The organism is Streptomyces sp. NPDC032161 (assembly GCF_040636995.1).
Taxonomy (GTDB): Bacteria; Actinomycetota; Actinomycetes; order Streptomycetales; family Streptomycetaceae; genus Streptomyces.
Window position 1 is genome coordinate 16884 of record NZ_JBEZVN010000021.1, and the last position, 24838, is coordinate 41721.

Here is a 24838-nt window from a genome sequence, read left to right on the forward strand (position 1 = left end):
GTCGGGCCCCGGGGACGGGATCAGGTGGGGCAGAAAATCATGCAAGCATGCTTGCTTGTTTATGGTCGCACTGTCATGCTCCTGGGCACACCGCCACGCCCCGAGGGGAGCCCACCGTGTCCGATGTCGCAGCAGTGATCGACGATCTGCGTGACGAGAGCGGCGAACTCGACGAGATGGTACGGGGGTTGAGCCCCGAGCAGTGGGCCGCGCCGACGCCCGCGCCCGGCTGGAGCATCGCCCACCAGATCGCCCATCTCACCTGGACCGACGGGGTCGCGCTGCTGGCCGCGACCGATCCCGACGCCTTCGCGGCCGAGACGGCGAAGGCGCTGGAGGCACCCGACACCTTCGTGGACGTGGCCGCGCGGGCGATCGTGGCGGAGGCCGCCCCGGACGTGCTGCTCGCGCGGTGGCGGGACGGGCGGGAACGGATGCAGCGGATGCTGCGTACGGCTCCGGCCGGGACCCGGATCCCCTGGTACGGGCCGCCCATGAGCGTGGCGTCCATGGCGACCGGCCGGCTCATGGAGACCTGGGCGCACGGTCAGGACGTCGCCGACGCGCTCGGGGTGACCAGGGCGCCGACCGCCCGGTTGCGGCATGTGGCCCGGATCGGGGTGCGAGCCCGGGACTACGCGTACCTGGTACGGGGGATCGCGGTGCCCCAGGAGGATTTCCGGGTCGAACTCGACGCCCCGGGCGGTGAATTGCTCGCCTACGGCCCCGAGAGTGCCGCCCAGCGCATCACCGGGCGGCTCCTCGACTTCTGTCTGCTGGTCACCCAGCGCGCGCACCGGGACGACCTCGCCGTACGGGCCACGGGCCCGGACGCCGACCGTTGGCTCGACATCGCCCAGGCGTTCGCCGGACCTCCGGGCGCCGGCCGCGCACCCGGGTCCGGGTCGCCCGACGCCCCCGCCGCCGACCGCGCATCCCGTTCCGAAGGGGCCGGCGCCGACTCCGAAGGGCCCGACGCCGCCCCCGCCCCCCATGGGCCGAGGGCATGACGGCCGCACTCCGGATCGGCAACGCCTCCGGGTTCTACGGCGACCGTTTCGACGCCCTGCGCGAGATGCTCACCGGCGGCCCCCTCGACGTCCTCACCGGCGACTACCTCGCCGAGCTGACCATGCTCATCCTCGGCCGCGGCCGGCTCAAGGACCCCGCGCGCGGATACGCCACCACCTTTCTGCGCCAGCTCGAAGAGGGACTCGGGCTCGCCCACGAACGCGGGGTGAAGATCGTCACCAACGCCGGAGGGCTCAATCCGGCCGGGCTCGCCCACGAAATAAGGGTGTTGGCGGAGAAGACCGGGGTTCCGGTGCGGGTCGCCCATGTGGAGGGGGACAGCCTGCCCGTCCCCGACGGGTACCTCACGGCCAACGCGTACCTCGGCGGCGCCGGGATCGCCGCCTGTCTGCGGGCCGGGGCCGATGTCGTCGTCACCGGGCGGGTCACCGACGCCGCACTCGTCACCGGTCCCGCCGCCGCCCACTTCGGCTGGGGGCCGGACGACCTCGACGCGCTCGCCGGGGCCGTCGTCGCCGGGCACGTACTGGAGTGCGGCACCCAGGCCACCGGCGGGAACTACGCCTTCTTCCGCGACTTCCTCCGCGACGACGAGCCGGGCCGCGACGACGAGCCGGGCCGCGACCACGGGCCACGCCCCGGCCACGAACAAGGCCGCGACCACGAGCACGGCCACGAACAAGGCCGCGACCGTGCACGGGGGCGCGGCCGGGCGCACCCCCTGCTCCGCCCCGGGTTCCCCATAGCCGAGATCCACGCCGACGGCAGCTGCGTCATCACCAAGCACGACGGCACGGGAGGCGTCGTCGACATCGGCACCGTCACCGCGCAACTCCTGTACGAGACCGGCGGCGCCCGCTATGCGGGGCCGGACGTCACCGCCCGGCTCGACACCGTACGGCTCGCGCAGGACGGGCCCGACCGGGTGCGGCTGTCCGGGGTGCGGGGCGAGGCGCCGCCGCCCACCCTCAAGCTCGGGCTCAACCGGCTCGGCGGCTGGCGCAACGAGGTGGTCTTCGTACTCACCGGACTCGACATCGAGGCCAAGGCGCGGCTCGTCCGGGACCAGTTCGCGGACGCGCTGGCCCGCTCCCGTACCGAACCGGAGGACGTGCGCTGGGAGTTGGCGCGGACCGACCGGGCCGACGCCGCCACCGAGGAGACCGCGAGCGCCCTGCTCCGGCTCGTCGTCCGCGACCAGGACCCGGAGGCCGTCGGGCGCGCGGTCTCCGGGGCCGCGGTCGAACTCGCCCTCGCCGGCTATCCCGGCTTCCACGTCACCGCACCCCCCGGGAAGGGCAGCCCGTACGGAGTCTTCGAGGCGCGCCACGTACCGGCCGACGAGGTCCCGCACATCGCCGTCCTCCCCGACGGCCGCCGCGAGCACCAGGAACCGCCCGTGCGCACCCGGACCCTGCGGGACGCCGAACCGCCCCCGCTGCCCGCGCCGTTGCCTCCCGGTCCCACCCGTACCGCCCCGCTCGGCCGGATCGCGGGCGCCCGCAGCGGGGACAAGGGCGGCGATGCCAACGTCGGGGTCTGGGTGCGCGGTGACGACGCCTGGCGGTGGCTGGCGCACGAACTGACCGTCGAAAGGTTCAAGGAACTGCTTCCGGAATGCGCCGGGTTGGAGGTCACACGACACGTCCTGCCCAACCTCCGCGCGCTGAACTTCGTCGTGCGCGGACTGCTCGGCGAGGGCGTCGCCGCGCGGCACCGGTTCGACCCACAGGCCAAGGCGGTGGGGGAGTGGCTGCGGTCCCGGCATCTCCCCGTCCCCGTAACGCTGTTGGAGGCCGCCCACGCTCCGGAGGTGACCGTATGACCGTCCTGCCCACCGGGCTCGACACCGCGAGCCCCGAATACGCCGCGAACCGCGCGGCCATGCTCGCCAAACTCGACGAACTGGCCGCCGAGCACGCCAAGGCGCGGGCGGGAGGCGGTGAGAAGTACGTCGAACGGCACAGGAAGCGCGGCAAGTCGACCGCACGCGAGCGGATCGAGCTGCTGATCGACCCGGACACCCCGTTCCTGGAGCTGTCACCGCTCGCCGCCTGGGGGAGCGACTACCCGGTGGGAGCCTCGCTCGTCACCGGCATCGGTGTGGTGGCGGGCGTCGAGTGCCTGATCACCGCCAACGACCCGACCGTGCGCGGCGGCGCCTCCAACCCGTGGACGCTGAAGAAGGCGCTGCGGGCCAACGAGATCGCCTTCGCCAACCGGCTGCCCTGCGTCAGTCTCGTCGAGTCGGGCGGGGCCGATCTGCCCTCGCAGAAGGAGATCTTCATCCCGGGCGGCGCGCTGTTCCGCGACCTCACCCGGCTGTCGGCGGCCGGCATCCCCAGCGTGGCCGTGGTCTTCGGCAACTCGACGGCGGGCGGCGCGTACGTCCCCGGCATGTCCGACCACACCGTCATGATCAAGGACCGTTCCAAGGTGTTCCTCGGCGGTCCGCCCCTGGTGAAGATGGCGACCGGCGAGGAGAGCGACGACGAGTCGCTCGGCGGCGCCGAGATGCACGCCCGTGTCTCGGGGCTCGCCGATCACTTCGCCGTCGACGAGCGGGACGCGCTGCGCCTGGCCCGTCGCGTCGTCGCCCGCCTCAACTGGCGCAAGGCGCACGCCGATCCGGTACCGGCCGAGCCGCCGAAGTACGACGAGGACGAGCTGATCGGCATCGTGCCCGGCGACCTGAAGGTGCCCTTCGACCCGCACGAGGTCATCGCCCGGATCGTCGACGGCTCCGACTTCGACGCGTTCAAACCGCTGTACGGGACCAGCCTGGTGACCGGATGGGCCGCGCTCCACGGCTACCCGGTCGGCATCCTCGCCAACGCGCGGGGCGTGCTGTTCAGCGAGGAGTCCCAGAAGGCGGCCCAGTTCATCCAGTTGGCGAACCAGCGCGACATCCCCCTGCTGTTCCTGCACAACACCACCGGCTACATGGTCGGCAAGGAGTACGAACAGGGCGGCATCATCAAGCACGGCGCCATGATGATCAACGCGGTGTCGAACTCGAAGGTGCCGCATCTGTCCGTGCTGATGGGCGCCTCGTACGGGGCCGGGCACTACGGCATGTGCGGGCGCGCGTACGACCCGCGCTTCCTGTTCTCCTGGCCCAGCAGCAAGTCCGCCGTCATGGGGCCGCAGCAGCTCGCCGGGGTGCTCTCGATCGTCGCCCGCGCCTCCGCCGCCGCGAAGGGGCGTCCGTACGACGAGGAGGCCGACGCCGGGCTGCGGGCCATGGTGGAGCAGCAGATCGAGTCGGAGTCGCTGCCCCTGTTCCTGTCCGGGCGGCTGTACGACGACGGGGTCATCGACCCGCGCGACACCAGGACCGTCCTCGGGATGTGCCTGTCCGCGATCCACACCGCCCCGGTCGAAGGCGCCCGCGGCGGCTTCGGCGTCTTCCGGATGTGAGGCCAGGGATGACCACGCAGAAGTCCACATCGACGTCCCCGTCGACGCCCACGCCGATCTCCGCCGGGTCGGTCGCCGAGCCGACCTCCGAGCCCACCCCCGCACCGATTTCCGCACCGATCTCGACGTTGCTCGTCGCCAACCGGGGCGAGATCGCCTGCCGGATCTTCCGCACCTGCCGGGCGCTCGGCATCGCCACCGTCGCCGTGTATTCCGACGCGGACGCCGACGCGCTGCACGTACGGGAGGCGGACACCGCCGTACGGCTGCCGGGCGCGGTCCCGGCCGACACCTATCTGCGCGGTGACCTGGTCGTACGCGCCGCCCTCGCGGCGGGCGCCGACGCCGTCCACCCCGGCTACGGCTTCCTCTCCGAGAACGCCGGCTTCGCGCGGGCCGTGCGGGACGCCGGACTCGTATGGGTGGGACCGCCGCCCGAGGCCATCGAGCTGATGGCCTCCAAGACCCGGGCCAAGGAGCTGATGGCCGAGGCGGGAGTGCCGCTGCTCGCCCCCGTCGACCCGGAACGCGCCACCGAGGCCGATCTGCCGCTGCTGCTGAAGGCGGCGGCGGGCGGCGGCGGGCGCGGAATGCGGATCGTGCGCGAACTCGGTGAACTGCCGGGCGAGTTGAAGGCGGCCGCGGCCGAGGCCGAGGCGGCGTTCGGGGACGGGGAGGTCTTCGCGGAGCCGTACGTGAAGCGCGGCCGGCACGTCGAGGTGCAGATCATGGCCGACGGGCACGACGGGGTCTGGGCGCTCGGCACGCGGGACTGCTCGCTCCAGCGACGCCACCAGAAGGTCGTCGAGGAGGCTCCCGCGCCCGGCCTCGACGACGCGCTGCGGACCCGGCTGCACGAGGCCGCCACGGCCGCCGCGCGGGCGGTGGGCTACCGGGGTGCGGGCACCGTCGAGTTCCTCCTCGCCCCCGACGGCAGGCCGTACTTCCTGGAGATGAACACCCGCCTCCAGGTCGAACACCCCGTGACGGAGGCCGTGTTCGGCGTCGACCTCGTCGCCCTGCAACTGCGCGTCGCGGAAGGCGGACCCCTGCCCGACGCCGCACCCCCCGAGCCGCACGGGCACGCCGTCGAGGCCCGGCTCTACGCCGAGGACCCCGCCCGCGACTGGCAGCCGCAGACCGGCGCACTGCTCGCGCTGGAGATACCCGACGAGCCCGGACTCCGCCTGGACACCGGGTACACCGGGGGCGACACGATCGGCGTGCACTACGACGCGATGCTCGCCAAGGTCATCGCCCACGCCCCCACCCGCGACCAGGCGGTGCGCCTTCTCGCCCGTGCGCTGGAACGCGCCCGGGTGCACGGGCCGGTCACCAACCGCGATCTGCTCGTACGGTCCCTGCGTCACCCCGACTTCCGCGCGGCCCGCCTCGACACCGGCTTCTACGACCGCCACCTCGCGGCCCTCACCGCGCCGCCCGACCCGGCGGAACTCCGCCTCGCCGCCCTGGCCGCCGCCCTCGCCGACGAGGCCGCCCGCCGGGAGGGCCCCGGACCGGGACCGGTCCGCTTCGGAGCCTGGCGCAACAACCCCTCCGGGCCCCAGGTCAAGCGCTACCGCGCCGAACCCGACGGCTCCGAGCACGAGGCCGTCTACCGCGCCGGCCGCACGGGCCCGCTCCCCGGGACCGGGGAACGCGTCATCGCCGCCCGCCCGGACCGCGTCACCCTCGAAGCCGGGGAGGTCACGCACCACTTCACCATCAGCGCGTACGGGGAGAGTCCGCACGAGGGGACCGTCCACCACGGCACGGTGTACGTCGACACCGCCGGCGGCTCGTACACCCTCACCGCCCTGCCCCGCTTCACCGACCCCGCCGACCGCACCGAACCCGGCTCCCTGCTCGCCCCCATGCCCGGCACCGTCGTCCGCGTCGCGGAGGGACTGGCGGCCGGGGCGGCGGTCGAGGCCGGACAGCCGCTGATCTGGCTGGAGGCGATGAAGATGGAACACCGCATCCTCGCCCCCGCCTCCGGCATCCTCACCGCGTTCCACGCCACCCCCGGACTCCAGGTCGAGGTCGGCACCCTGCTCGGAGTCGTACGGGACACGGACGCCACCCCGAGCAGCCGGACGCCGGACACCGACGGGACCCCGAGCACCCACGCACCCAGCACCCACGTACCGGGCACCGACACTCAGGAGGCACCGAAGCGATGAGTACCGTTCTCGAAACCGACGAACACCGGGACCTGCGCGCCGCCGTCGCCGCCCTCGGAAAGCGGTACGGGCGCGACTACATGATGTCCGTCGTGAGCGACGGCTCCCACCCCCGCGAACTGTGGGCCGAGGCCGCCAAGGCGGGCTACCTCGGCGTGAACCTCCCCGAGGAGTACGGCGGCGGGGGCGGTGGAATGGCCGAACTCTCCGTCGTCCTGGAGGAGTTGGGGGCAGCCGGCAGTCCACTGCTGATGATGGTCGTCTCCCCGGCGATCTGCGGCACGGTGATCGCCCGCTTCGGCACCGACGAGCAGAAGCGGCAGTGGCTCCCCGGCCTCGCCGACGGCAGCCTCATCATGGCCTTCGGCATCACCGAACCCGACGCCGGTTCCAACTCCCACCGCATCACCACCACCGCCCGCAGGGACGGATCCGGAGCGGACGCCGACTGGCTGCTCACCGGGCGCAAGGTCTTCGTCTCGGGCGTCGACATCGCCGACGCCACACTGATCGTCGGCCGCACCGAGGACGCCAGGACCGGGCGCCTCAAGCCCTGCCTGTACATCGTCCCGCGCGACACCCCCGGCTTCGGCCGCTCGCCCATCGACATGGAACTCCAGGCCGCGGAGAAGCAGTTCGAACTCGTCCTGGACGACGTACGGCTGCCCGCCGACGCGCTGGTGGGAGGGGGTGTGTCCCCCTCGGGCGAAGCCGAGAGCGGGGCAGGGGACGCCGGGCTGCTCCAGTTGTTCGCCGGACTCAACCCCGAACGCATCATGACCGCCGCGTTCGGCATCGGCATGGGCCGCTACGCGCTCGCCCGCGCCGTCGACTACGCGAGGACCCGGCAGGTGTGGAAGGAACCCATCGGCGCCCACCAGGCCATCGCCCACCCCCTCGCCCAGGCCCACATCGAACTCGAACTGGCCCGGCTGATGATGCAGAAGGCCGCCCGGCTGTACGACGACGGTGACGACATCGGCGCCGGGGAGGCCGCCAACATGGCCAAGTACGCGGCGGGCGAGGCCTGCGTGAAGGCCGTGGACCAGGCCGTGCACACCCTCGGCGGCAACGGACTCGCCCGTGAATACGGCCTGGCGTCCCTGATCACGGCGTCCCGCGTCGCCCGGATCGCCCCCGTCAGCCGGGAGATGATCCTGAACTACGTGTCCCACCAGTCCCTGGGGCTCCCCAAGTCGTACTGACGCGGGCCATCCTGTCCCTCCACCGTGCCGCGGCCACGCGCCGCGACCCGTCGGCGCGGCTGCCGATGCGCAGCCGCACCGGCAGCCGTCCTTCGCCGCTCCGAAGGGACCCACCGTCATGGCACACGTGTTCCACAGCGATCTCCCGCCCGTCCGGGCACTCGACGCGGCCGTGCACGACGCGGTCCTCGGGCGGGCCGCCGCGTACGGCGACGCACCCGCCCTGATCGACGGTACGGACGACGGCTCGACCCTCACCTACCGGCAGCTCGACGACTTCCATCGCAAGGTCGCCGCCGCACTCGCCGGGGCCGGGTTGCGCAAGGGGGACGTGCTGGCCCTGCACAGCCCCAACACCATCGCCTACCCCGTGGTCTTCCACGGCGCGACACGCGCGGGCGCCACCGTCACCACGGTCCACCCGCTGGCCACGGCGGAGGAGTTCGCGAAGCAGCTGCGCGACTCCTCCGCCCGCTGGATCGTCACCGTCTCCCCGCTGCTCGCGACCGCCCGCCGCGCGGCCGAACTCGCGGGCGGCATCGAGGAGATCTTCGTCTGCGACCGGGCGGGCGGGCACACCTCCGTCCTCGACATGCTCGCCACCACCGAGCCCGAACCCCGTGTCACCATCGACCCGGCCGAGGACGTCGCCGCCCTCCCGTACTCCTCCGGCACCACCGGCACCCCCAAGGGGGTGATGCTCACCCACCGCTCCATGGCCACCAACCTGGAGCAGCTGCGCCCCTTCGTCCCCATGGGTCCCGGCGACCGCATCCTGGCGGTCCTGCCCTTCTTCCACATCTACGGCCTCACGGCTCTGATGAACGGCCCCCTGCGCCTGGGTGCCACCGTCGTCGTGCTGCCGCGCTTCGACCTCGAACAGTTCCTCGCCGCGATCGAGAAGCACCGGATCACCGGTCTGTACGTGGCCCCGCCGATCGTCCTCGCCCTGGCGAAGCACCCCGCGGTCGACCGGTACGACCTGTCCTCGCTGGAGTACGTCGTCAGCGCCGCCGCCCCGCTCGACGCCGAACTCGCCGCCGCCTGCTCGCGGCGACTGGGCCTGCCCCCGGTCCGTCAGGCGTACGGCATGACGGAACTGTCGCCCGCCACCCATGTCGTCCCGCTCGCCGCCGAGAACCCGCCGCCCGGCACGGTGGGCAGACTGGTGCCCGGCACGGAGATGCGGATCGCCCCGCTCGACCGGTACGGCGAGGACGGGGACGCCCCGCCCGGGGCCGTCGGCGAGATCCTGATCCGCGGACCGCAGGTGATGAAGGGCTACCTGGGACGCCCCGAGGCCACCGCCGAGATGATCGACGCCGACGGATGGGTGCACACCGGCGACATCGGACGCGTCGACGCCGACGGCTGGCTGTTCGTCGTCGACCGGGTGAAGGAACTGATCAAGTACAAGGGGTACCAGGTCGCCCCCGCCGAACTCGAAGCCCTGCTCCTCGGCCACGAGGCGATCGCCGATGCCGCCGTCATCGGCGCCCCCGACGCCGACGGCAACGAGGTCCCCAGGGCGTACCTGGTCCGCCGCCCCGGCGAGGCGGGGGAGCGGCTGACGGCGGATGCCGTCATGACGTACGTCGCCGAGCGCGTCGCTCCGTACAAGAAGGTCCGGCAGGTCGAGTTCGTCGCCGCCGTCCCGCGCGCGACCTCGGGCAAGATCCTCCGCCGCGAGCTGCGGGACCGGGAGCGGCGCCGTTGACCGGTTCTGAGCCGCCAGGTGGCTCGGGCCGCTGACCATGTGTAGGACTCAAGGGCAGTCCTGCGCGGCCCGTGGCATCGTGGCGTGCAGTCTTGTAAGACGTGCGGTCTCGTCGTCGCGGAACGCGGCTACCTCGCGGCACCGTTGGCTCATGACGAACTCGCCGAGGCTCATGCACAGGTCCATGCGTTGAATGCACACCCCGACCATGAAGGGCCCGTTCGTGGCCCGGTACAGCCGGACCCCGTAATAGCCCTCCTGGCAGTCCCGGTCGTTGTTGAACCGGCAACCGGTGCATGTCTCGGGGAGGCGCACGGGGCGGATGCTCTTGGCGTACAGCGTGCGCCCGTCCGGGAGGACGTAACGTACGCGCTGATCGGACGCCCCGGCCGTGACGATGCGGCGGACCGGTACGGCGCCGACGTGATCGACGACAGCTTGCATCGCGTCGAGTGACGCCCCGCCGTCCTCCAGAGATACGAGCATGCGCACGACGACGGCGCGGCCGTGCCGCTCGATGATCCGAAGCACACGGTCGACGTGACTGCGGTCGGGGATCACGATGTTCGCAGATACCTTCACGCCGCGCGCGGTCGCAGCCTCGATCGTGGCGTCCAGGGCGGCGAGCTTGCGCTCGGCGAGCTTCGGCGAGGCGAGGCGAGGCCCCTGCACAGCGGCGAGTTCTTCGGGCGTGGTTCCGAAGACGGACAGGTTGATGCGGTCGAGGCCGGCGGCCGCGGCGGCGGGCAGCACTGCGGCTCCGGCCTCGCCGTTCGAGGTGAGGCCCACGGTGAGGCCCAGGCGGCGGGCAATGGCGATGAGGCCGGGCAGGTCCGGGTGAAGGGTGGGCTCCCCGCCGGTGAGGTGGACTTCTGTGGTCGGCAGTGCGCCGCGTACGGCGGCGAGCGCGAGGGCGAACTCGGCGTCGGCGGCGATCCGGGCCGGCAGGAAGTCGGCGCCGTTGGTACGCAGGTAGATGGACACGCGTCCGGAGCGGCCTGGGGTGCCGGTGAACTGATCGGCGGGGCGGTGCGCGTTGTCGGTCGCCACGGGCGTTCCTTCGTTGTGGCAGAAGGAACACGCGAGGCCGCACGCATCGATGATTTTCACGCGTAAGGTCCGGTCCGGCCGCACTTCGACCGGTAGGTTGGACAGGTTGTGCATGGTGCTCCCTCTCGGTTCGGCCGGGGCCGGGCGCCCCGGCCGGAGAGTGCGGGTGTCGACCTATTCGAACCGCAGGTCGACGATGCTTTCGAGGTCGATGCCGTACAGGCTGTAGACCTTTGTGGTGTTGATCGACGTGAGGCGGTCGGGGGCGAGGCCGAGGGCTGCGGCTGCTTCCCACACCTGTGCTTCGTCGTCGGCCTCGATCTCCAGATAGGGCGGGATGCGCGGCCACTCGTCCACCTCCAGGCGGACCGCACCGAGCTTGTAGGAAGTGCGGCGGTTCTCCTGGTAGCTGCGTGGAGTCAGCCCGGCGAGGCGGAGCAGGGTGGCGGCCTCGGCGAAGTCATCGACCGTGACCTCGGTCTCGTGGGTGCCGTCGACGGCGTCAGTGCTGATCTCCTTGACGCACAAGGTGACCACGTCGCCCGTGTCGCGCAGGCGCAACCATCGGCCGGGAACGGAAGGGACGGTGTCGTAGACGTATCGCCGCATGGCGCGTGGCGGGGCCACCTCGACTCCGCCGGCGGCGGAGATCCGCCGGGCGATGTCTGCGGGGTCGATACCGAGGGCTTTCACCTCGTACTCGATGTCTGTCACGGGGTTGACTCCTAGGTTGACGGGAGCGGAGCGGACGGGGAAGGCCGATACGGGTCCGGCATGGTCAACTCGGCCCAGACGACCTTGCCCCAGGTATGTCGGTCGCAGCCCCAGCGCCGACTCAGGGCGTCGACGAGAAGCAGGCCGCGCGCGGAACTCTCGTCGCTGCCGGGGTGGCGTGGCTCGGGCAACCGACAGCCCCTGTCGGCCACACCGATTCGGATCACCTGGGCGCGGGGCCGCCGTTCGACGCCGACGCGCATCAGACGACACCGCGTATGGACGATGGTGTTGTTGACGAACTCGGAGACGATCAGCGCCCCGGCCTCGGTCAGTTCTTCCATGCTCCAGGTGTTGAGCGCGGCGGAGACGAGCAAGCGCGCCCGCGCGGCGGACTCGGGCTCGCAGGGCAGGGATTCGCTGTAGCGGTGAACACGGGTCTCAGCGGTTCCGGCGGCGGTTGCGGTCACAGGGTTGTCCCTCCGGGACGGGTGGTCCTCCAGGCAGGTGGCCCCGGCGGTCATGCCGGGTCTGCGCACTGTCGCGCTGGTGCGACGAGGGAAGTCCACCGCCGGATCGGCCGGGAGAACAGGCGAAACCCCGGATGCGGGGCGTGCGTGACCCCGGTGATTTTTACCGTTCGGAGGCTGCGGTGGTACCAGTGCGGCTTCGGTGCGCGTACGGCAGGGGACGCGCGCTTGCTCTGCCTACGGTTTTCGGACCATGACGGCATACAGCGGGGAGTCGTCGGAGGGCCTGGCCTCGCCCGCCTTGCTGTAGTGCCAGCGCTCGTACAACGCCTGGACGCGGGGGTGCTCGGTGTCCACCAGGAGCGTGGTCAGATCGGCGCGGACCGAGGCGAGCAGAGCGTCGTGGATCTTCCGGGCGCGCCCGGTACTGCGCCATTCGGGCAGCACCATGAGTTCGGACAATGCGAACACGGAGCCCCTGAGACCGGACGGGCGCCGGTGCCCCTTCCACCAACCGCCCGGTTTGAGCAAGGAGCCGTAGGCGTAGCCGACCGGGCCGTCGTCCTCCCAACCGGCAACGCACTGCCAGTCCTCCCGGGAGGACCAGAGGTCGACGAAGTAGGAGAAGCGCTCACGCGAGTGGAACGGGTCCGGATCGTCGGCGTACGCCTCATCATGGATGTCCAGCAGCAGTGAGCGTACGTCAGGTGCGTCCGCGTGCGTGTAGTGCCTCAGATCCATTGGGCGGACTCCTCGACCCAGTCGATGACTTCGGGTGCCTTGGATCCCGAGGCCACAAGCATCCGGCGGGTGGCGGCCAGGGTGTTGACCGTGCGCCGCGAGCCGGACGGCGAGGGCAGCATCGCGTGGGCTCGTCGGCCCGTCGCGCAGGCGAGTTCCAGCTCCGCCTGTCTGGCCTGGGCGAGGGACAGGTGCGCGGTGTACAGAGCTCGGTTACGGACCAGGCCGTCCGGGATGGCCGCGAGGGTGCGGTGGAGGCAGTATTCGGCCCGCCTGTGATCGCCGAGCGCCGACCATATGAACGACGACAGCGCGTCGACCTCGCTGTCGTCGTAGAACCCGATCCACTCGGGACGCTGCTGGTCCGTGGCGCGCGCAAAGGCCCGCTCGGCGTCATTGAGGGCACACAAGGCCTCGGATCGCCGCCGCAGGCGCGCCAGGCCGTTCGCGTTGCGCAGGTGACCGAGAGAGGCGTACAGCGGGTCGCGCCGCGCGATGGAGGAGCGCTTCATGACCTCCGCTCCGGCGACGGCCTCCGCGTGGTTCTCGCGCTGGCTGGACGTCAAGGTCAGATGGTTCCAGACGTGATACGTCGTCTCGCTGTTCCGGGACAGACCGGCGAAGGTCAGGGCCGTATCGAGGTGTGCGCGCGCCCGCCTCGGCGCACTCGCGTCGATCGACGCGAAGGCGGCCGAGCTGATGACCTCGGCGGCGAGCCGGTGAAGCATGTCCCGCACACGCGTTGAGGCCGAGGACGACGCCAGAGCGGACTGAATCCTGGATGCCAGTTCCACGGCCAGGTTCTCCACCTTCTGTGAGCCCTGCCCCGCATCGTCGTGCCGGAGGATGGCCACATAGTCCTGGTGGAAACGCCGGACATCCTGGACGCCGAGTCGGCCCCGAGTGTCGGTGCCCGGCGTCCCGGCACCCAGGACGGAACAGCTTGCCGCGGTGACAAAGGTACGACGGTCCACGGGGTCCACCTCCAGTGATACGGTGCTCCTCCTGCGCGGGACGAACCCGAGATCCTCGGCGCGAGCGGAGAGAACCCGTTCCAGAGAAAGCCGGATCCGATCCTGCGGCCACTTCGTCTCGCCGCGTATCCATCGGCGTACGTCCGCATCGGTGACGTTCCCCGATCTGCCTGTCAGCAGCTCGATCTCGACGTTGATCCGACGCGCCAACTCGGCCTGAGTGAAGCCGAGACCAGCAATCCGGTCGGCGAGTTTCCGGTTCATCTGCGGCATGTCCTCACGGTAGTTCCGGGTGCTCTCGGGGACACGGAGGAAGGCAAAAAACCACCTGGTTCATGTGCGGGCAGTCCCCGTTTCACGTCTTCGCTCGCCCCGGGGCCCAAGCCGCCGTCGAGCAGACATTCGCCGGACGCCGAGGGCCGGCAGCGGAAGGAACGGGCGCGGCCATGAGGAGGAGTCCGCTGCCAGGGGCCAGAGTGAACCATGCAAGCACGCTTGATTGTTATGGGTTCCGCTGCCACGCTCTGCGGGACGCCGTGGAACGGCCTCGCGGGGACGCCGTGGGGTGGCTGCGGGGCCCGGGGCACCACCCCAGGACAACCGCTCCCGGGGCAACCGCCCCCCAGGACAAGGAGACGAACCGTAATGACGTCGCTCGCCGCCCCCGTCCACGACCGGGGCATCACCACCCTCGCGCTCGACTCGCCGGGCAACCGCAACGCGCTCTCCGCCGCGCTGATCGGCGAGCTGTCCGCGGCCCTGGAGGCGTGCGGCGCCGACGACACCGTGCGGGCCGTGGTGCTCACCCACACCGGCAACACGTTCTGCGCGGGTGCCGACCTGACCGCGCCGCCCGACCCGGCGGCGTTCGTCGCCCTGATGCGGCGGATCGTCGCGCTGCCCAAGCCCGTCGTCGCCCGCGTCACCGGGCACGTCCGGGCGGGCGGGCTCGGGCTGCTGGCGGCCTGCGACATCTCCGTCGCCGGGCCCGGCGCCTCGTTCGCCCTCACCGAATCCCGGCTCGGGCTGGCCCCCGCCGTGATCTCGCTGCCGCTGCTGCCCCGCACCGACCCGCGCGCCGCCGCCCGCTACTACCTCACCGGCGAACGCTTCGACGCCGTCGAAGCGGCCCGCATCGGCCTGGTCACGCTCGCCGCCGAGGGGGACGTGGACCAGGCGCTCGGACCCGTGCTCGACGGGCTGCGCAGGGCCTCCGCGCAGGGGCTGGCAGCATCGAAGGAGCTGGTCACGGCTACTGTGCTGGAGAATTTCGACCGGTACACCGAAGACCTCATCGCCCGCTCGGCGGCACTCTTCGCCTCCGCCGAGGCACGGGAGGGGATGACGGCCTTCCTCGAACGACGGGACCCCGCATGGGTGCTGTGACGCCCCCCACCGACAGGACGCCCAAGCAGGACCGCAGCCGGGCCACCCGCCGACGGCTCCTGGAGGCCGCGGTGGCCTGCCTGGCCGATCACGGCTGGGCGGGCTCCACGGTCTCGGTCGTCGCCGAACGCGCCGGGGTCTCGCGCGGGGCCGCCCAGCACCACTTCCCGACCCGTGAGGACCTGTTCACCGCGGCCGTCGAGTACGTCGCGGAGGAACGCTCCGCCGCTCTGCGCGCGCTGCCCGTACAGGGCCGTACGGAGGTCGTCGCGGCCCTCGTCGACCTGTACACGGGCCCGCTGTTCCGTGCCGCGCTCCAGCTCTGGGTCGCCGCGTCCAACGAGGAGCAGCTCCGCCCCCGCGTCACCGAACTCGAAGCCCGCGTCGGCCGCGAGACCCACCGCATCGCCGTCGAACTCCTTGCCGCCGACGAGTCCAGACCCGGCGTGCGCGAGACCGTGCAGGGTTTCCTCGACATGGCGCGCGGCCTGGGCCTGGCCAACGTCCTCACCGACGACACCGCCCGCCGCCGCAGGGTCGTGACGCAGTGGGCGCTGCTGCTGGACGAGGCGCTGCGCTGACCCGGATACGGGCGGCGGACCGCCCCGTTCCGCCGTAGCCGCCGGGGTCGGCAAGTGGGGCTGGCACCAAGGCGGTTGGGGTGGCAGCCGTAGTGAGTGCCGACGCTCGCGTCCCTAGCGTCGAGGGGTGTGAGACACGGACAGAGCAGAGCGACCAGGATCCCTGTCGGAAACCGGGCCCGCGCCGGAACGAGTCGTACGGCGCGCCGCGCGGCGGTCCTGGTGGCGGCCTCGGCCCTGCTGGCGGTCGCCGTCCCGGCGGCTAACGCGTCGGGTGCGGCGCGTGCTTCGGGTGCGGCCGACGAGGCGAGAGCGGCTCAGCGCACCACCGCGGCGCACCGGGCGACCGGCGCACCGAACGGCTGCGACGCGGCGCGCACGGCGCTCGGGCGCTCCCTGGACACCCTCGTCACCCGGCACGGCATACCGGGTGTGGCCGCCGAGGTCATCGGTCGGGACTGCGGCCGGTGGACTGCGGAACGCGGCGTCGCGGACCTGGACACCGGCCGGCCGATGCGGGCCGCGGACCGGCTGCGGATCGGCAGCGTCACCAAGACCTTCACCGCCACCGTCGTCGTGCAGCTCGTCGACGAGGGCCGGATCCGGCTGGACGACCCGGTCGAGCGCCACCTCCCCGGACTGATCCGGGGCAACGGCCACGACGGCCGCACGATCACCGTGAGACAGCTCCTCCAGCACACCAGCGGGCTCCCCGACTACACCGAGGCGATCGTCGAGCGGCCCGTCGACGAGTGGCGGTTCCGCCACTTCGAGCCCCGGGAACTGGTCGCGACCGCGCTGGCGATGCCGCGTCCCGCCACCGGGTGGCACTACTCGACCACCAACTCCGTGATCGCCGGGATGATCGTCGAGAAGGTCACCGGGCACGGCGTCGAGGCGGAGGTGCGTCGCCGGATCATCGAGCCGCTCGGTCTGCGCGACACGTACTGGCCCGGTGACCGCACCGGCATCCGGGGCCCGCACTCGCGCAGCTACGTCCCCGCGCCGGGCCCGGCGGACAGAGTACGGCCGGACGGCACGCCGTCGGCCAACGGCACCCCGCAGGCCGACGGCACATCGTTGTCCGAGGGCGCCGCGCTCTCCGACGGCACCGAGTGGAACATGAGCTTCGGCGGTGCGGGCGGGGCGCTGGTCTCCACGCCCGGCGATGTGAACCGGTTCTTCCGCGGCCTGTTCGGCGGGCGGCTGGTGTCCGCGCACGGGCTCGCCGAGATGAAGCGCACCGTCCCCGCCGACCCCGAACGGCTGTGGCCCGGTGCCCGTTACGGCCTCGGCCTGATCGCCTCCCCGCTGACGTGCGGCGGCATGTGGTGGGGGCACGGCGGGACGGTTCCCGGCGGACATCGCGCGCTCGGGGCGATCGGCCCCGGCGGACGCGCTGTCGCCCTCGCCCTCAACAAGGTGCCCGACAGTCAGCAGGCCGAGACGGACTTCCTCGCCGCCGTGGACGCCGGCCTCTGCCCCGCGGGCCGTGCCCCCCCACACGAGCAGCACGGGCGGCACCAACGGCACGGACAACACCGACGCCACCGGCAGCACCAACGGCACGGACAGCACCAACAGCAATCACGGCACCAACAGCACCGACCAGCTCAGGGAGACAGAGTGAACGCCTCGAACAACCGCTTGAGCAGTTCGACGAGCCCGGCCGGGGTCATGCGCCGAGCCTCCGCCGTCGGTCTCGCCCTGGTCGCCTGTGTCACCGCGTCCTCCGCGCTGGCCACGGCCTCGGCCGCCGCGCCCCCGGCGACCGACCGCGGGACGAACTCCGCCACCGCGACCACCGGCACCGATACCGCCACTGCCACCGGGGCCGGCCTCGACCGCTACTACCGGCAGAACCTCGCCTGGGGAAGCTGCGTCACGGGCCCCGACGACACGGTGGGCCGCGAGCTGGACGAGGCCGGGGCCCAGTGCGCGGACGCGACCGTGCCGCTCGACTACAGCAAGCCCGACGGCCGCACGATCACCGTGGCCATGTCCCGGCTGAAGGCCACCGACACCCGCCACCGCATAGGCGCGATGCTGCTCAACTTCGGCGGCCCCGGCGGCACCGCCGTCGATACCCCGCCGCTCATGCGGAAGGCGATGAAGAACGTCGGCGCGCGCTACGACATCATCGGCTTCGACCCGCGCTTCGTCGGCCGCAGCACCCCGCTCGACTGCGGTTGGCCCACCGGCATGTTCTTCCGCTCGGCCGGACCCGACCGGGCGGGCTTCGACCGCCAGGTCGCGTTCCAGAAGGACCTCGCCGACAAGTGCCGGGCCACCAACGCGTCCGTGCTGCCGCACGTCACCACCCGCAACACCGCTCGCGACATGGACGTCATCCGGGGCGCGCTCGGTGAGCGGAAGATCTCCTACCTGGGCTACTCGTACGGCACCTATCTGGGCACCGTCTACGGCCAGATGTTTCCCGGCCGCTACGACCGGATGGTGCTCGACGGGGCGATCTCTCCGCGGGACTACGGCCCCGGGCTGCTGCGGGACGCGGTGTCCGAGAACGAACAGGCGCTCGCGGACTGGGCCACCTGGGCCGCCTCCCGGGACGCCACCTACCATTTCGGCCGCACCCGCGACCAGGTCCTCGCCACCGTCGACCGCGCCACCGAGGCGGCCTCCCGCCGGCCGCTGACCATCGGCACCGGCAGCGACACGTACCGGGTCGACGCCTCCCACGTGCCGCTTCTCCTCTTCATGATGCTCTCGGACGACAGCGACGCGTCGCGGGCCGAACTCGGCGCGGCGGTCTCCGTGCTGTCCGAGGCGGCGAAGGGGAAGCCCACCCGGCCGTCACCGGCATTCACCGAAAACCTGCGGCACGTGCTGACCGGCGACAATTCGCCGACCGGCAGCGTGCAGACCGCGATCCTCTGCGGGGACAGGGCCGCGCCCCGGAACCCCGAGAGCTACTGGCGGGACGTCGAGCGCAGCCGCGCCGCCCACCCGCGGTTCGGCCCCATGACGGAGAACATCACGCCGTGCGCCTTCTGGGACCGGCCCGGTGAGGAGCCCACCCAGGTGCGCCGCGACGTCCCGGCGCTGATCGTGGCCGCCACCGGCGACCCGCGCACCACGTACCGCAGCTCCTTCAAGCTGCACCGTGAGCTGCCGAGCTCCAGGCTGATCACCCTCACGGGCGCCAACCGCCACGGGATCTACGGCGACTACGGCAACGCCTGCGTCGACGACCAGGTCAACCGCTACCTCGCCACCGGAAAGCTGCCCGCGACGGACCGGACCTGCGCCAAGCGGACGACGGGCCGCCAGGACTGACGGGTCGTCCGGAAAGCCCGCCCCGGGGCGGGTCCGGTACGGGCTCCGGGCGGGTCCGGCCCCGGGCGGGTACGGGCTCCGGAGCGTTCGACGAGGGCGGGGCGGGCCCGCCGCGCGGCCGGGTCCGCCCCGCCCTCGCCCCGGCCCGGGGCTCAGTTCCCCAGGTCCGCGAGCTGCCCGTACCCCTCGATCGACCGGGGGTCGCGCGGTCCGGGCCCGATGTACCGGGCCGTGGGCCGCACCAGCCGGCCCGTCCGCTTCTGCTCCAGGATGTGGGCCGACCAGCCCGCCGTGCGCGCGCACGTGAACATCGACGTGAACATGTGCGCCGGGACCTCCGCGAAGTCCAGCACGATCGCCGCCCAGAACTCCACGTTCGTCGCCAGCACCCGGTCCGGGCGTCGCGCGTGCAGCTCCTCCAACGCGGCCTTCTCCAGCGCCCGCGCCACCTCGAAGCGCGGCGCGCCCAGCTCCTCGGCGGTGCGCCGCAGGACACGGGCCCGGGGGTCCTCCGCCCGGTAGACCCGGTGGCCGAAGCCCATCAGCCGCTCGCCCCGGTCCAGGGCCCGCTTGACGTACGCGGTGGCGTCCCCGGTCCGCTCGATCTCCTCGATCATGCCGAGGACCCGGGACGGGGCGCCGCCGTGCAGCGGCCCCGACATCGCGCCGACCGCGCCCGACAGCGCGGCGGCCACATCGGCGCCGGTCGACGCGATGACCCGCGCGGTGAACGTGGAGGCGTTCATGCCGTGCTCGGCGGCCGATGTCCAGTACGCGTCCACGGCCTTCACGTGTTTGGGGTCCGGCTCGCCGCGCCAGCGGATCATGAACCGTTCGACCACGGAACCGGCCTTGTCGATCTGGCTCTGCGGCACCATCGGCCGACCCTGCCCGCGCGCCGACTGGGCGACGTAGGACAACGCCATCACCGCCGCTCGCGCCAGGTCGTCGCGCGCCGTGCGCTCGTCGATGTCGAGCAGCGGCCGCAGCCCCCACACCGGGGCGAGCATCGCCAGCGCGGCCTGCACGTCGACCCGGATGTCACCGGAGTGCACCGGGATCGGGAACGGCTCGGCCGGCGGCAGACCCGGACTGAACGCCCCGTCGACCAGCAGCCCCCAGACGTTTCCGAACGAGACATGACCGACCAGGTCCTCGATGTCGACCCCGCGGTAGCGCAGCGAACCGCCGGCCTTGTCCGGTTCGGCGATCTCCGTCTCGAAGGCGACGACTCCCTCTAGTCCCGGTACGAAGTCGGACATGGCGGCTCCCTCGGTCGACGGCTGTGCGGAGGCCACAGTGGCCTGCCCCAAGATATTGGCGGGTTCCCACGACTCGGGGAAGCGTGACATCCGGCACAGCTCCCCCAAACACCGATGACGGACAGTTGCCCTCCTCGCAAGGCCGGACGCCTTCCTCGCGGGTCTTCCCGGGCTGGACGCCCCTCCTTGCCGGGCGGGGCCGACCGCTGCGGCAGGATGACCCCGTGCCCACCGCAGACTCACCTTCCGATTCCATCACCGATCCGGCCGCGATGCGCGAGCAGTACCGCTCCGAGCCCTTCACCGAGGACTCGCTGGCCGCCGACCCGATGCAGCAGTTCGCCCACTGGTTCCGGCAGGTCGCCGTCGGCGGGCTGCTGTACGAGCCCAACGCCATGGTGGTCTCCACGGCAACGCCCGACGGCCGGCCGTCCTCCCGCACGGTGCTGCTGAAGAAGTACGACGAGCGCGGCTTCGTCTTCTTCACCAACTACGAGTCCCGCAAGGGCCGCGAGCTGGCCGCCAACCCGCACGTCTCGCTGCTCTTCCCCTGGCACCCCATGGCCCGCCAGGTCGTCGTCACCGGCACCGCGTCCCGTGTCGGCCGCGAGGAGACCGTGGCCTACTTCCGTACCCGCCCGCACGGCTCCCAGCTCGGTGCCTGGGCGAGCGCCCAGTCCACCGTGATCGGCACCCGCACCGAACTGATCGCGCGCTACGAGGAACTGGCCACCCGCTACCCCGAGGGCGAACACGTCCCCGCGCCCCCGCACTGGGGCGGCTTCCGCGTCGTCCCCGCCACGATCGAGTTCTGGCAGGGCCACGAGAACCGGCTGCACGACCGGCTGAGGTACGTGCGCGAGGGCGAGAGCTGGCGCGTCGAGCGCCTGTGCCCGTAGCGGACCGCCGCGCGGCGGGCGTTCCGTTGCGGAAACGCAGAAACCCGCAGGCTCTGGTCCCTCCTCACGGAGGAGCCGGCCGGACTTACCGGCGAGCCTGCGGGTCGGTGACTGCTTGGTATTGGCCGATGACCGGCCTGCACTGCGAAGAGCGCGGCAACGGGCGTCAGCCCGCAGCCACCTCACGAGTCCGAGAAGAAATCACTTTTCGGAACACCTCCTTTCACGTGTGGCAGCAGCCTAGGAAGGCGTGGAGCGGGGCTCAACCCATTTAGTTCGGTGGGGGAGAGCCGGGAAGCCGGAAGGCGGGGCCCGAAGCCGGGTCCTGGGCGCCGGAGGCCGGTGGCGGGAGCCGGAACGGGCCGGTCCCGCCACGTCCGGCAAGCCGCGGCGGGACCGGCCATGACGGGACCGACCGCGGTGGGATCAGCCGTGGCGGTAGAAGATGCGGTCCCGGTACTCCGTCATCACGCGTCCGTTCCATTCGTGGCCACCGTCCACGTTGCCGGACCGAAGCAGCGGCGGCTCGATGCCGCGCGCCACGAGCCGTTCCGCGGCGGCGGCCATCATGGCCTGCATGATCGCGCTGGTGACCACGGTCGACGCGGGCGCGAACGGCGCCTCGATGCCCTCGGTGGTCAGTTCCGCGTCGCCGATGGCGATCTTGCTGTCGAGCACGATGTCGCAGTGGTCCCGCAGGAAGCCGCCCGAGGAGTGCCGGGACCGGGTGCCCTCCGCGTACGCCACCGACGTGACACCGACGACCTTCAGTCCGAGGGCCCGCGCGTTCCTCGCCATCTCCACCGGGAGCGCGTTGCGCCCGGAGAGCGAGATGATCACGAGGAGGTCGCCCTCCCGGGCGGGGCTGGAGTCGAGAACCGCGCCCGCCAGACCGTCGACCCGCTCCAGGGCCGAGCCGAGGGTCGCCGGTATGACGTCGACGCCGACCGTCCCCGGCACCGCCAGCAGGTTCATCAGGGCGAGCCCGCCCGCCCGGTAGACGACGTCCTGCGCGGGCAGCGAGGAGTGCCCGGCGCCGAAGGCGAAGAGCCGGCCACCCGCCGCGACGGTGTCGGCGATCGCGGCACCGGCCGCCGCGATGTTCCCGGACTCCTCGTCGCGCACGCGTTCCAGCAGGCCGATCGCGGCGTCGAAGAACTGACCGGCCAGCTTGCTGTCGCTCATCGAGGAGACCCTTTCCGCAGGCGAGAAGTGTTCACGGGATGTCCATGGGGTGTCGTGCCGCGGATCACGTTGCGGTCTGGACCAGTGGCCTGTCAATACCGTCTCCGCCGCTTCACCGCATGCTGTTCGACCGGCTCGGCACGGTTGTCAGCGGTATGCGTCAGAATTGGTGGAGGGCCAGCGCACGACGTTTTCCTGTCACAGCACCGAGGGGCACGAATGTCCGGACTGATCGACACCACGGAGATGTATCTCCGCACCATCCTCGAACTCGAAGAGGAAGGCGTGGTCCCCATGCGCGCCCGGATCGCGGAACGGCTGGACCAGAGCGGTCCGACCGTCAGCCAGACGGTGGCGCGGATGGAGCGCGACGGCCTGGTGCAGGTGGCGGGCGACCGCCATCTGGAGCTGACCGGTGAGGGGCGCCGCCTCGCCACCCGCGTCATGCGCAAGCACCGGCTCGCCGAATGCCTGCTCGTCGACGTCATCGGGCTGGAGTGGGAGCAGGTCCACGCCGAGGCGTGCCGGTGGGAGCACGTGATGAGCGAGGCGGTGGAGCGGCGGGTCCTGGAGCTGCTGCGCCACCCCACGGAGTCCCCGTACGGGAACCCGATCCCGGGCCTGGAGGAGCTGGGCGAGAAGGCCGAGGCCGACCCGTTCCTCGACGAGGGCATGGTGAGCCTGTCCGAGCTCGACCCGGGGGCCGAGGGCAAGACCGTGGTCGTGCGCCGGATCGGTGAGCCGATCCAGACGGACGCCCAGCTGATGTACACGCTGCGGAGGGCGGGAGTGCAGCCCGGTTCCGTGGTCAGCGTGACCCAGTCGCCCGGCGGGGTGCTGGTCGGCAGCAGCGGCGAGGCCGCGGAGCTGGACGCCGAGATCGCCTCGCACGTGTTCGTGGGCAAGCGCTGAGTCGTGACCGGTGCGGCCGGGGAACCTCCTCGGCCGCACCGGGTGCCGTACCTCGACAGGACGCCGGAGCGGAGCCCGGCGTCCGCTTTTTTGTTTTGGCGTTCGCTTTTTTGTTTTTCCGTCCGGACCGCAGCGCTTGGACGGGTCACGTGCCAGGCTGTGGCTCCAGGCATGCCTGAGAGTGTCGGCACTCGGCCGCGCGGCCGGGGAGGGAGCAGGCGCATGCGCCCGTCGAACTGGCACGTCCGCCCCACCCAGCACGTCTGTCCTGTCCGTCCTGTCCCCTCCATGCGGCCCGCCCGGCACGTCCGGCTTCTTCGGCGCATCCCGTCCGGCCTCCTGGCCCGTCCGGCCCGGCGGGTTCGCTCGCCCCGAACAGCAGAGGGCCCCGGCGCCTGCGGACGCCGGGGCCTGTCCTCCCCTGCTTCGACCCGGAGCCCCGAGCTCCCAGGGTCGGTCCCCACGGGCCCTCATCCCCGAGTGGCCCGCCTCCCGGGGAAGGTCTCCCCTCCGACATCGGCGCCAACCCTCGGGGCCGGTCACTCGAACGAGGGGTGTTGGTCGGCGGAACCCCGTTTTCGAATAAAGGTTCGATAGTCTGCGTGTGCGTGACCACACGGTGATCGAGCGGGACCGAGCGGTGATCGAGGACGAGAAGGGGGTGCCAGAACCTATGGCGCGGCGCATCGATGTGACCGGGGCCGATGGCGTACGTCTCGCGGCCTGGGAGTTCGCCGAACCGCCCAAGGGGGGCGGCGCGGAGGGCGAGCGGCCCCCCGGCGTACTCCTGCTCCACGGCCTGATGGGCCGGGCCGCGCACTGGGCGTCGACCAGCCGCTGGCTCGCCGCGCGGTACCGCGCGGTGGGCCTCGACCAGCGGGGGCACGGCCGCAGCGAGAAACCGGCCGAGGGCCCGTACACCCGGGACGCGTACGTGGCGGACGCCGAGGCGGCGATCGAACAGCTCGGACTCGCCCCCGTCACCCTCGTCGGGCATGCCATGGGGGCGCTCACCGCCTGGCAGGTCGCCGCGAAGCGCCCGGACCTGGTCCGGGCCCTGGTCATCTGCGACATGCGGGCCTCCGCGCTCGGCGCGGCCTCGCAGCGGGAGTGGGAGGAGTGGTTCGCGTCCTGGCCGGTGCCGTTCGCGACGCTCTCCGACGTACGGAAGTGGTTCGGGGAGGACGACCCCCGGGTGGAGCGGCCCAACCCGGCGCGCGGCGACTTCTTCGCCGAGGTGATGGCCGAGCGGGCGGACGGATGGCGGCCCGTCTTCTCCCGCCGCCAGATGCTCCGGTCCCGTGCGACCTGGGTGTTCGACGCGCACTGGGAGGAGCTGGCCCAGGTCCGTTGCCCGGCCCTGGTGCTCCGGGGCATCGACGGGGTGCTCGGCCGGGCGGAGGCCCAGGAGATGGTCCGCGTGCTTCCGCGCGGGCAGTACGCGGAGGTGGCCGACGCCGGTCACCTCGTCCACTACGACCAGCCGGAGGGCTGGCGCACGGCGGTCCAGCCGTTCCTGGAGCGGTTCGCCGTGGGCCCCCGCGGCGACGGCGACTCCACGAACCCGCCTCCCGCTGAGCGGGCCCCGACGGACTGAGCGGGCCATGGCGGAGCTGAGGACCATTGACGGTCCGGCCCCGGATCCGGGGCCGGACCGGGAGTGCCGGGGCCGGCCCAGGGCGCACCCGGGCCGGCCCGTGACGGAACCGGGCGGCCCGCCCACAACCTCCCGGGACAGAACACCTAGTGCTGTGGCCGGAAAGGTTTGCCGGGAAGCTCGCGGCGTCCGGTGCGGTGCATCGCAAGGCGG

19 protein-coding genes are annotated in these 24838 nt (G+C 72.1%); 12 read left to right on the forward strand and 7 right to left on the reverse strand.

Features of this window, described 5'->3' with window-relative positions:
• The first annotated feature begins 116 nt into the window (after nucleotides 1–116).
• From AB0E67_RS26320 to AB0E67_RS26345, 6 genes are all read left to right on the forward strand, one after another.
• On the forward strand, nucleotides 117–1010 hold the full coding sequence (locus AB0E67_RS26320) for a TIGR03084 family metal-binding protein (RefSeq protein WP_362031098.1): 894 nt from the start codon (nucleotides 117–119) through the stop codon (nucleotides 1008–1010).
• On the forward strand, nucleotides 1007–2857 hold the full coding sequence (locus AB0E67_RS26325; protein WP_362031100.1) for an acyclic terpene utilization AtuA family protein: 1851 nt from the start codon (nucleotides 1007–1009) through the stop codon (nucleotides 2855–2857). The genes AB0E67_RS26320 and AB0E67_RS26325 overlap by 4 nt, the downstream gene beginning before the upstream one ends.
• The gene (locus AB0E67_RS26330; RefSeq protein WP_362031102.1) at nucleotides 2854–4452 is read left to right on the forward strand and encodes a carboxyl transferase domain-containing protein; all 1599 of its coding nucleotides are present in this window, start codon (nucleotides 2854–2856) and stop codon (nucleotides 4450–4452) included. Before AB0E67_RS26325 ends, AB0E67_RS26330 begins: the two co-directional genes overlap by 4 nt.
• A gap of 8 nt (nucleotides 4453–4460) precedes the next feature.
• Nucleotides 4461–6635 (forward strand): biotin carboxylase N-terminal domain-containing protein, encoded by a 2175-nt coding sequence (locus tag AB0E67_RS26335; protein WP_362031104.1) that lies wholly within the window; start codon nucleotides 4461–4463, stop codon nucleotides 6633–6635.
• Nucleotides 6632–7840: an acyl-CoA dehydrogenase family protein gene (locus AB0E67_RS26340; RefSeq protein WP_362031106.1), complete on the forward strand. Its 1209-nt coding sequence runs from the start codon at nucleotides 6632–6634 to the stop codon at nucleotides 7838–7840. The genes AB0E67_RS26335 and AB0E67_RS26340 overlap by 4 nt, the downstream gene beginning before the upstream one ends.
• A gap of 118 nt (nucleotides 7841–7958) precedes the next feature.
• The gene (locus AB0E67_RS26345) at nucleotides 7959–9557 is read left to right on the forward strand and encodes a 4-coumarate--CoA ligase family protein (protein WP_362031107.1); all 1599 of its coding nucleotides are present in this window, start codon (nucleotides 7959–7961) and stop codon (nucleotides 9555–9557) included.
• 48 nt (nucleotides 9558–9605) lie between these two features.
• On the opposite strand, the gene AB0E67_RS26350 is transcribed toward AB0E67_RS26345, so the two are convergent.
• From AB0E67_RS26350 to AB0E67_RS26370, 5 genes are all read right to left on the reverse strand, one after another.
• On the reverse strand, nucleotides 9606–10721 hold the full coding sequence (locus tag AB0E67_RS26350) for a radical SAM protein (protein WP_362031109.1): 1116 nt from the start codon (nucleotides 10719–10721) through the stop codon (nucleotides 9606–9608).
• A gap of 60 nt (nucleotides 10722–10781) precedes the next feature.
• Nucleotides 10782–11321 carry a CYTH domain-containing protein gene (locus AB0E67_RS26355; RefSeq protein WP_362031111.1) on the reverse strand — a complete coding sequence of 180 codons (540 nt, stop codon included), beginning with the start codon at nucleotides 11319–11321 and terminating at the stop codon, nucleotides 10782–10784.
• 11 nt (nucleotides 11322–11332) lie between these two features.
• Entirely contained in the window at nucleotides 11333–11791 is a 459-nt protein-coding gene (locus tag AB0E67_RS26360) for an ATP-binding protein (RefSeq protein WP_362031113.1), read from the reverse strand.
• Between the two features lie 237 nt (nucleotides 11792–12028).
• Entirely contained in the window at nucleotides 12029–12532 is a 504-nt protein-coding gene (locus AB0E67_RS26365; protein WP_362031115.1) for a GNAT family N-acetyltransferase, read from the reverse strand.
• Nucleotides 12523–13779: an XRE family transcriptional regulator gene (locus AB0E67_RS26370; protein ID WP_362031117.1), complete on the reverse strand. Its 1257-nt coding sequence runs from the start codon at nucleotides 13777–13779 to the stop codon at nucleotides 12523–12525. Before AB0E67_RS26370 ends, AB0E67_RS26365 begins: the two co-directional genes overlap by 10 nt.
• Nucleotides 13780–14151: 372 nt before the next feature.
• Between AB0E67_RS26370 and AB0E67_RS26375 the strand changes: the two genes are divergently transcribed.
• The 3 genes from AB0E67_RS26375 (at nucleotide 14152) to AB0E67_RS26385 (ending at nucleotide 18770) form a co-directional block, all read left to right on the forward strand.
• Nucleotides 14152–14892, forward strand: coding sequence for an enoyl-CoA hydratase family protein (locus tag AB0E67_RS26375; protein ID WP_362031119.1), 741 nt, complete (start codon nucleotides 14152–14154; stop codon nucleotides 14890–14892).
• Nucleotides 14880–15473 (forward strand): TetR/AcrR family transcriptional regulator, encoded by a 594-nt coding sequence (locus AB0E67_RS26380; protein ID WP_362031121.1) that lies wholly within the window; start codon nucleotides 14880–14882, stop codon nucleotides 15471–15473. Before AB0E67_RS26375 ends, AB0E67_RS26380 begins: the two co-directional genes overlap by 13 nt.
• A gap of 129 nt (nucleotides 15474–15602) precedes the next feature.
• Nucleotides 15603–18770, forward strand: a complete 3168-nt coding sequence (locus AB0E67_RS26385; RefSeq protein ID WP_362031123.1) for an alpha/beta fold hydrolase — start codon at nucleotides 15603–15605, stop codon at nucleotides 18768–18770.
• A gap of 152 nt (nucleotides 18771–18922) precedes the next feature.
• Here AB0E67_RS26385 and AB0E67_RS26390 read toward each other — a convergent pair whose 3' ends face one another.
• Nucleotides 18923–20032, reverse strand: a complete 1110-nt coding sequence (locus AB0E67_RS26390) for a citrate synthase 2 (protein WP_362031125.1) — start codon at nucleotides 20030–20032, stop codon at nucleotides 18923–18925.
• A 272-nt stretch (nucleotides 20033–20304) separates the two neighbouring features.
• Here AB0E67_RS26390 and pdxH point away from each other — a divergent pair, with 272 nt between their 5' ends.
• Nucleotides 20305–20931, forward strand: a complete 627-nt coding sequence (pdxH, locus tag AB0E67_RS26395; RefSeq protein WP_362031206.1) for a pyridoxamine 5'-phosphate oxidase — start codon at nucleotides 20305–20307, stop codon at nucleotides 20929–20931.
• 426 nt (nucleotides 20932–21357) lie between these two features.
• Here the strand turns inward: pdxH and AB0E67_RS26400 are convergent, their stop codons facing one another.
• Nucleotides 21358–22116, reverse strand: a complete 759-nt coding sequence (locus AB0E67_RS26400; protein ID WP_362031126.1) for an SIS domain-containing protein — start codon at nucleotides 22114–22116, stop codon at nucleotides 21358–21360.
• A gap of 219 nt (nucleotides 22117–22335) precedes the next feature.
• On the opposite strand from AB0E67_RS26400, the gene AB0E67_RS26405 reads away from it, so the two are divergent.
• Nucleotides 22336–23028, forward strand: a complete 693-nt coding sequence (locus tag AB0E67_RS26405) for a metal-dependent transcriptional regulator (protein ID WP_073785569.1) — start codon at nucleotides 22336–22338, stop codon at nucleotides 23026–23028.
• Between the two features lie 673 nt (nucleotides 23029–23701).
• On the forward strand, nucleotides 23702–24625 hold the full coding sequence (locus AB0E67_RS26410; protein WP_362031208.1) for an alpha/beta hydrolase: 924 nt from the start codon (nucleotides 23702–23704) through the stop codon (nucleotides 24623–24625).
• Nucleotides 24626–24838: the final 213 nt, after the last annotated feature.